The following is a 6,769-nucleotide window of genomic DNA, read 5'->3' as shown; positions in this document are numbered from 1 at the left end:
CATGAGAGCGGGCTGGGCTCGAACGTCCGATTTGAGGGGCGCTTTTCTGCCGTCGGCCGGATCAGATACCGATATCCAAACCGCGCGATCGCGTTCGCGCCATCATGTCGGCAAGCTCTCTCCCCACCCCTTGCTTGATCGCGCTCGGCAGGCCGAGCGCCTGACGCCGATTGCGAAGGATCGATTCCACCTGCGGGTCGCGTTCAAGGCTTTTAGCCATCCCGACCATAGAGTCCGCGATCTTCGCTGCCCTACCCATTTCCCGATCGCGCATCAGCAACCGCCGCTGGCGATCGAGCGCTTGCCAGCGCTGCACGAACACGTCTGCGCGTAGGTTGGGATCACCGCGCATCTCGGTCTCCAGTTGCATGGCGCGGATCACGGATTGCGTCCGTCCTGCCGCTGCTTCGCCGATTAGTCGCTTGTCGGCGGAGAATGCCGCTTCAAGGTCGGTCGCGCCGTGCTGCACGATACTGTTCAACGCGGTGCGGCTGGCCGCCAGTTCACTCCGCTGTTCGGCGGAATAGGGATCGCCAACTGAGCGGGCGAACCGCATCGCCCTGACGATCTTGCCATGACGCGCGACCGCGTCCGATAGCGCCGGAATGTTTCGTTCTTCATGGTCAGTGCGGGCGAGCGTCGAGCGCGGCAGATCGCGTGGTTTGAGCGGCGCGGGCGGCCGGTGGTCGAGATAATCCGACGCCATGTCCTTGCCGCGCTCACGTGACAGTGTGGCGATCAGCCTGCCCCGGTCGGCAAAGTCATCACAACCATAATGGAGGTCGACGCTTTCGCGATGCCGCGACAGCGCGACATAGGCGGCGTGACGGTCGAGACCTGGCGTCGCCAGCACATGGACGCGGTCGACCGTCATCCCTTGCGCCTTATGCACGGTGGCAGCGTAACCGTGATCGATGGCGGCATAATCCTTGACGTCGAATGCGACCGAGCGACCGTCATCGAGCAGGACCGCCAGCCTTGTCGCCGTGGCCGAGCGTACCTCTCCAAGCGTACCGTTCTTCACGCCAAGGCTGCATTCGTTCCTGAGGAACATGATGCGGTCGCCGCGAGCGAAGTTCCGTTCGCCGCGCTCGACGCGGATCGCTACGTCGTCGCGAAGCGCGCGGCGCAACCGGAGGCGCTCCCGCGCCGCGATATTGAGCGCGCCGACCTCGTCGTTGGTGTGGGTGAGGATGATGCGTGTCGCGCCCGGTGAGGCAGCGCGATCGCGATCCCAGCGATCGATCAAATCGCCACGCGCTTGCTCGCGAGTATCAGCTGCGTGGACTTGCCCGCGGTCGTCATATGCGGCGATCGCCTCAGCCGTCCGGCCGGTCGCGAGATGGCGGGTCGCATCGCGCTGCCAGTCGTCGCGCTGGCGGCGAACCTGGGTGATCTCAACACTCCCGTGACGCTCGGCAAGCGCGCGGAACGCAGCTCCCGCCTCGATTGCCTGGAGTTGCTCGGGGTCGCCAACCAGCACGACCTTCGCGCCGCGCTTTTCGGCTTCGGAGATGACGCGCTCCATCTGGCGCGTGCCGATCATCCCGGCCTCGTCGATGACCAGGACCGAGCGCTCGTTGAGCAACTCTCGCCCGCTGCTCCATTGATGTTCGAGGCTAGCGATCGTGCGCGACGCGATACCCGATCCGCTTTCGAGATTCTCGGCCGCGATGCCCGAGAGCGCCGCACCCACGACGCGATAGCCGGCGCGCTCCCATTCGTCGCGCGCGATGCCCAGCATGGCTGACTTGCCGGTCCCGGCATAGCCGGTGACGATTGCCAGGTCGCGCGGCCGGGTTATGTGCGCGAGCGCGGCCTGCTGCTCTTCACCGAGACGCAGGCTGCCACTCCCGGCGGCCGCGATAATCCCCCCTTTCATGGCCGCCGGGAGACCATGACCCGCACGTTCGGCCAAGCGGTCGGCGGCGCGCTCCAGCCGCCGCTCTGTCTCGATCATGTCGCGGCTGGTGAACCGTTCTTCCCCGCGCCCATCCTTGCCAAGCGCGACGAGCTCCGGCGCTGCGCGCACCGCGCCCATCACTCGGTCGAACTGCTCCTTCCCGTCGCTGTGGCGATGCACGAACATCGCGAGATCGCGACGCGTGAACGTCGCCTGCTGCCGCGTGATCGCGTCGAGCGCGATATTGGGATCGGCGATGATCCTCTCGCCATTGGCGCGAGCGATGGCGTGGTGTTCTTCGAGCCGCTCGGATGCCAGGCCCTGCGCCGCCATCCGTGATGCTGCCGGGCCGATCTTGTGTTGCGGCTCCAGGTCGATGCCCTGGGCTTCAAGCGACCGGTGATCGATTCGCGCGTCAATATCGAGTTCGGCCAACCGCTGGTTGACGTGCTCGCTCCAGCGTTCGCGCCATTTCTCCAACAGGTCGGTGCGGTTCCAGTCGCGGTTCTTGGCACCGAACCCATCCTCGCCGACCTCGCGCATGGTCAGCATCACATGCGCGTGCGGCTTGGGCATGCCGTCCCCCCCGATGTCCCAATGGACATTGAGATCGGCGATCATGCCTCGGTCGACGAACTCCTCGCGGGCAAAGTCGCGAGCGAGCGCGATCCCCTGTTCCTCCGTCATCTCGCGAGGGATCGCGAACTCGATCTCGCGGGCAAGCTGCGCATCGATCCGCTTCTCGGTCGCCTCGACCGCGTTCCACAGCTTTTCACGGTCGGCGAGGTGCTCGGGCGCGCCGTCCGGCAGCATCACATCGGAATGAACGACACCAGCCTTGTTCGAGAAGTCGTGATGCCGGTCGAGGCGTTCGTCGTGTAATCGCGACGCCGAGCGGTAGGCGGCAGCCGCAAGGGCCGACGATCCGCTGGCGCGGGAGATGACCTTCGCGGAGAAATGGTAGATCGCCATGGCGATCGTCCAATTACTCCTAATCGAGCACGTCGGCACGATGTATAAGCGCGCCCTCGAAAGATTTCATCTATCTCGGGACTGCGTAATCCCAAGACATTTCAGCGCATTGCGACTGATCGACCGCAGCGATAACTCGTCCGTCCGATCCACGGAAACGGAAGGACAGACGATGCGCAAGCCCCGCGATTTCGACGCTGAGCTAAAGGCGCTCGGCGACAAGGCCAGGCAGTTGAAGGAGCGCAAGCTTCATCAATTGGGCGAGCTGGTGATCGCAACCGGCGCCGATGTGTTCCCGGTCGAGCAATTGGCGGGGCTGCTATTGTCTGGGGTCGAAACCAAGGACGCCGCGATCAAGGAGGGTTGGCGCAAACGCGGCGCCGCTTTCTTTCAGCGCAGGGCAGATAACGCTGCGGACCGCACTCGCCGCGACGCTGGCAGCACTGCGAAGAGTGATAGCGCTGCGTCATCGCCTGGAATCGAAGCGCGCGAGAACTGACCAGAGAGCCTGGGTGATAAAACGCCGCGAACGGACGCGCCAATTGATCGAGCTTGGCGGGCTTGTCGCCAAGGCGGGCCTGATCGAGCTGACCGATGACGATCGCGCGGTGATCCTCGGGGCACTTGGCGAGATCGCGGCAAAACTTCGGAGCGACAATCGCGAACAGGTCATCTTGCTTTGGCGGCGGCGCGGCAAGCGAATGTTCGAGAATAGTGAAGTCGATTGAACTGTTCTCCTTACCTGCTGGCCATCGACTTGGCCGAAACATCCATTATGGATGTGTTTGCCTAATGCAGCACCAATGCTCGCCGGCCATTCAAACCAGCAGGAACTACACATGTCAGAAGAAACTTCCCTGAACGCGGTCGAACTCGCGACCGAACTCACGATCGCGTGGCTCGGCAACCAGAACAACCGGGTCGCGGCCGAAGACGTGCCGGCATTCCTGCGCACGATGCACGCGACCGTGACTGACCTCGCGGCGGGATCTTCGGGGGGCCCCGAGGGTGCAGAAGAAGCCGCGCCGGTGGAAGAATTCACGCCGGCCGTCACGGTGCGCAAGTCGCTCGCGTCGAAGGATCACATCATCTCGCTGATCGACGGCAAGCCCTACAAGACATTGCGCCGGCATTTGTCGGGCCACGGCCTGACGCCTGAGCAATATCGCGAGCGCTACAAGCTCAAGGCTGACTATCCGATGGTTGCCGAGAACTATTCGGCCACGCGCCGGGCGCTGGCGAACAAAATCGGCCTTGGTCAGAAAGGCAGGGCTGCCCGTGCCAGCGCACCGGCCGCCGCGCCCGCGCCGGCTAAGCGCGCGCCGCGCAAAGCCAAGACCGCCTGAAATTAGCGAGCGTCGCGCGGCCTAGCCGTGCGACGCGAGCCGTTTTTCGCACGCCTCTTTCACCAGGGTCTGCAAAAGCTCGATCCGCTCGGCGAGCCATTCCAGCTCTTCCGGCGTGATCTTGTAGTGAGGGGAGTAGCGGGCGTTCACATAAGCCTGTTGGAGCAGCTCGAAGCAGCGACGGCCGAACTTGGTGTCGCGCGGCCAGACCTGGATCAGGTCGAGCACCAGTGGTTCGGCCTGGCTGCGCAGGAAGTTCAGCTTGTGCGACTTCGGGCTGTAGAGGCTGAGGGTCAGCAGGACGCAATGATAGAAGCGTTCAGCGGCCTGATGGAGATCGAACGCCGCGTCCTTGAGATAGCCTTGCTCGATGTCGAATTTGGCGATGTGCAATCGCTTCGTCGCCGAAGGAAACCACTCGTCAAAATACCTCTGCGCCTCGGCTTGGGCGGCCCGTTTCGATAAGGGCCGAGGCGCCGCGAACGGATAGCCTTCCGCCTCATAAAGCACGATGCCTTGCTCGATGGCATCGATAAAGAACGGCCTCCCATGACTGAGATGCTCGTTCACTTCGTTGAGGCTGTGCACGATGAAGGTGACCGGTGCGCTGATGCGCTTCGAGATCGTCACCTCGCGCAGGAAATGGTCGTCGGCCTTGGCCCAATATTCGACCGGATCGGTCAGCCGTTTGTCGTTGACGACGACGAGGATGTCATAGTCGGAATAATAGCCGCCGACCGGGTCTTCGACCCAATCGCCCCGCGCATAGGAGCCATAGAGGATCACCTTGAGGATGCGGCCCTGCTTCTTCCATTTCTGGGTGGCAAGCGCGGTCGCGTCCTCGAATTCGGCAAACAGAATCTGCACGATACGTTCGAGGTCGCGGCGTTTCCTGTCGGGCAGATGATCGAGATCGGTTCGCATTGCGGCTCATCCTAACGGCACGATCGCGGTACGGACAGCCTCGCCGGCAAAGCGGTCAGGCAGTCTGCATCTCATCGACACTTCCACTTCTTCAGCCATCGAAACAGCCGCTTCCAGGTCGGCTGTCGCGCAGGTTGGTTGAGCGCATAGTTAATGCAGAGCAAGCTGTTGGCGAACTGCCGTTTCACCTCCCTGGCGCTTAGCCCGGTCCGCTCGGCAATCTCCGGATAGCTCAGGTCGTCGAGCCGGATTGCGAGGAAGATTTCGCGCTGGAGCCTCGGCATCCGACGCACCGCGCGTTCCAGCCGAGCAAGCATCTCGGCGTCGGTCAAATCCTCGCGCATCACACCGCCTCCGGTGCAAAGGCGAGCAGATAGTCGGCTGCTTTGCTGGCAGCGCTCGCGGCGCGGAAAATCGCCTTCTCATCCTCGCGCAGTACCGCCAACCACGACGCGATATAGTCAGCGTGCCGCACGGTCGGCTGGATCGACAGCGACGCGCAGGCAAAGGCGCTCGCCATTTCGGCGACCAGTTCCTCGCGCGCATAATCGGCGCTGCCGAACTTACCGCGCTGATTGCGATCGAGACGGCTGCTATGCCCGGTCCAATGGCCAAGCTCGTGCAAGGCTGTGCGATACCAGTTGATCCGCTCGTCGAACGCCGCTGGTGGCGGCACCGCGACAAAGTCGGCGCCGGGCGCATAGAAGGCTTCGCCGCCTCCGATCCGAAAGTCCGCGCCGCTTGCTCGGATCAACGCCTGCACGCTCGGGATCATATCCACTTCCGCCGGAAGGTCGGGCGCGCTGGTCAACGCTTCGGGCAGCCCCTCGCACTGGTCGACATTGAACACCGTGAACCGCTTGAGGAACGCAATCTGCCGCGCGTCGCGATCCTCGTCTTGCGCCCGCGCCTCCTCGTCTTTCGGTGTGAAGCGATCGGCGTAACAGACGACCGTCCCGCGCTCGCCACGCCGGACATTGCCGCCCGCCACCTGCGCCTGCCGGTAGGTCAGCCAGCGCTGCGATGAATACCCGCCCTCGATCACCGCCGCCCACAGGATCAGCACGTTGACCCCAGAGTAACGCCGCCCGGTTCCGGCGTTGTGTGGCATGGTGCAACCGCACGCCGCGCTGTCCCAGGGCTGCACCCAGGGCAGCCGCCCAGCTTCCAGCTCGGCGATCACGCGCGATGTCACCTCGGCATAGAGGGTCTGCCGGTTGGTCTTGGTCCTGTTGTCCATCTTCCTTACTCCCAAACCACCGCAACCGGCGCCGGAGTGGCGGGGTGGGCGGCAGGAGCGGACCGGCAGTCCCGCCGATCAAGGCGGGCCGCATCCGGAGGACCGGAACGAAGGGGAGGACCCCGGCGCAGCCGGAGTTGCGGCACGCCGCGGCGGGATTACAGGGAAGCGACGCCCACCCCGCCAGTTCGTGTGCCGGAGGCACAACGCCATCGCGCTGGCGCGATGTCCGCAGACCGGAGCGAAGCTCCGTCGAACGTCATGCGATCGTTATCCGAACGGACCGAGACGCCGGAACGGCGACTCGGCGACGCGCAAGCGGCGTAGAGCGCGGTCATGCCGAAGGCGTGAGACGCCCTGGGATTCCGACGTCAAAAAACGCCG

Annotated in this window: 7 protein-coding genes; 3 read left to right on the top strand and 4 right to left on the bottom strand. The window is 64.0% G+C overall.

Annotated features, from left to right (window positions below):
* Positions 1–61 precede the first annotated feature (61 nt).
* On the bottom strand, positions 62–2,875 hold the full coding sequence (gene traA, locus SMA01S_RS20480) for a Ti-type conjugative transfer relaxase TraA (RefSeq protein WP_066826819.1): 2,814 nt from the start codon (positions 2,873–2,875) through the stop codon (positions 62–64).
* Here traA and SMA01S_RS20475 point away from each other — a divergent pair.
* The 3 genes from SMA01S_RS20475 to SMA01S_RS20465 all read left to right on the top strand — a co-directional run bounded on the left by SMA01S_RS20475 (position 2,874) and on the right by SMA01S_RS20465 (position 4,221).
* Positions 2,874–3,374 (top strand): conjugal transfer protein TraD, encoded by a 501-nt coding sequence (locus SMA01S_RS20475; RefSeq protein ID WP_439654321.1) that lies wholly within the window; start codon positions 2,874–2,876, stop codon positions 3,372–3,374. The two genes, traA and SMA01S_RS20475, sit on opposite strands and share 2 nt — an antisense overlap.
* A 13-nt stretch (positions 3,375–3,387) precedes the next feature.
* On the top strand, positions 3,388–3,603 hold the full coding sequence (locus tag SMA01S_RS20470) for a conjugal transfer protein TraD (RefSeq protein ID WP_245649352.1): 216 nt from the start codon (positions 3,388–3,390) through the stop codon (positions 3,601–3,603).
* A gap of 75 nt (positions 3,604–3,678) precedes the next feature.
* The gene (locus tag SMA01S_RS20465; protein ID WP_439654320.1) at positions 3,679–4,221 is read left to right on the top strand and encodes a Ros/MucR family transcriptional regulator; all 543 of its coding nucleotides are present in this window, start codon (positions 3,679–3,681) and stop codon (positions 4,219–4,221) included.
* A 21-nt stretch (positions 4,222–4,242) separates the two neighbouring features.
* Here the strand turns inward: SMA01S_RS20465 and SMA01S_RS20460 are convergent, their stop codons facing one another.
* From SMA01S_RS20460 to SMA01S_RS20450, 3 genes are all read right to left on the bottom strand, one after another.
* Positions 4,243–5,145 (bottom strand): HEPN domain-containing protein, encoded by a 903-nt coding sequence (locus tag SMA01S_RS20460; protein ID WP_066826816.1) that lies wholly within the window; start codon positions 5,143–5,145, stop codon positions 4,243–4,245.
* Between the two features lie 71 nt (positions 5,146–5,216).
* Positions 5,217–5,489 (bottom strand): sigma factor-like helix-turn-helix DNA-binding protein, encoded by a 273-nt coding sequence (locus SMA01S_RS20455; RefSeq protein ID WP_066826815.1) that lies wholly within the window; start codon positions 5,487–5,489, stop codon positions 5,217–5,219.
* The gene (locus SMA01S_RS20450; RefSeq protein ID WP_066826808.1) at positions 5,489–6,385 is read right to left on the bottom strand and encodes an ArdC family protein; all 897 of its coding nucleotides are present in this window, start codon (positions 6,383–6,385) and stop codon (positions 5,489–5,491) included. The genes SMA01S_RS20455 and SMA01S_RS20450 overlap by 1 nt, the downstream gene beginning before the upstream one ends.
* Positions 6,386–6,769: the final 384 nt, after the last annotated feature.

The sequence above is a fragment of the Sphingomonas mali NBRC 15500 genome (genome assembly GCF_001598415.1).
Taxonomy (GTDB): domain Bacteria; phylum Pseudomonadota; class Alphaproteobacteria; order Sphingomonadales; family Sphingomonadaceae; genus Sphingomonas; species Sphingomonas mali.
The sequence above is the reverse complement of the archived record's forward strand: the minus strand, read 5'-3'. Positions and strand labels throughout refer to the sequence as shown.

Coding starts and splice junctions, on each gene's coding strand:
- SMA01S_RS20475 (WP_439654321.1), top strand. CDS start 2,874: ATGGCGATCGTCCAATTACTCCTAATCGAGCACGTCGGCACGATGTAT.
- SMA01S_RS20460 (WP_066826816.1), bottom strand. CDS start 5,145: ATGCGAACCGATCTCGATCATCTGCCCGACAGGAAACGCCGCGACCTC.
- traA (WP_066826819.1), bottom strand. CDS start 2,875: ATGGCGATCTACCATTTCTCCGCGAAGGTCATCTCCCGCGCCAGCGGA.
- SMA01S_RS20455 (WP_066826815.1), bottom strand. CDS start 5,489: ATGCGCGAGGATTTGACCGACGCCGAGATGCTTGCTCGGCTGGAACGC.
- SMA01S_RS20450 (WP_066826808.1), bottom strand. CDS start 6,385: ATGGACAACAGGACCAAGACCAACCGGCAGACCCTCTATGCCGAGGTG.
- SMA01S_RS20465 (WP_439654320.1), top strand. CDS start 3,679: ATGCTCGCCGGCCATTCAAACCAGCAGGAACTACACATGTCAGAAGAA.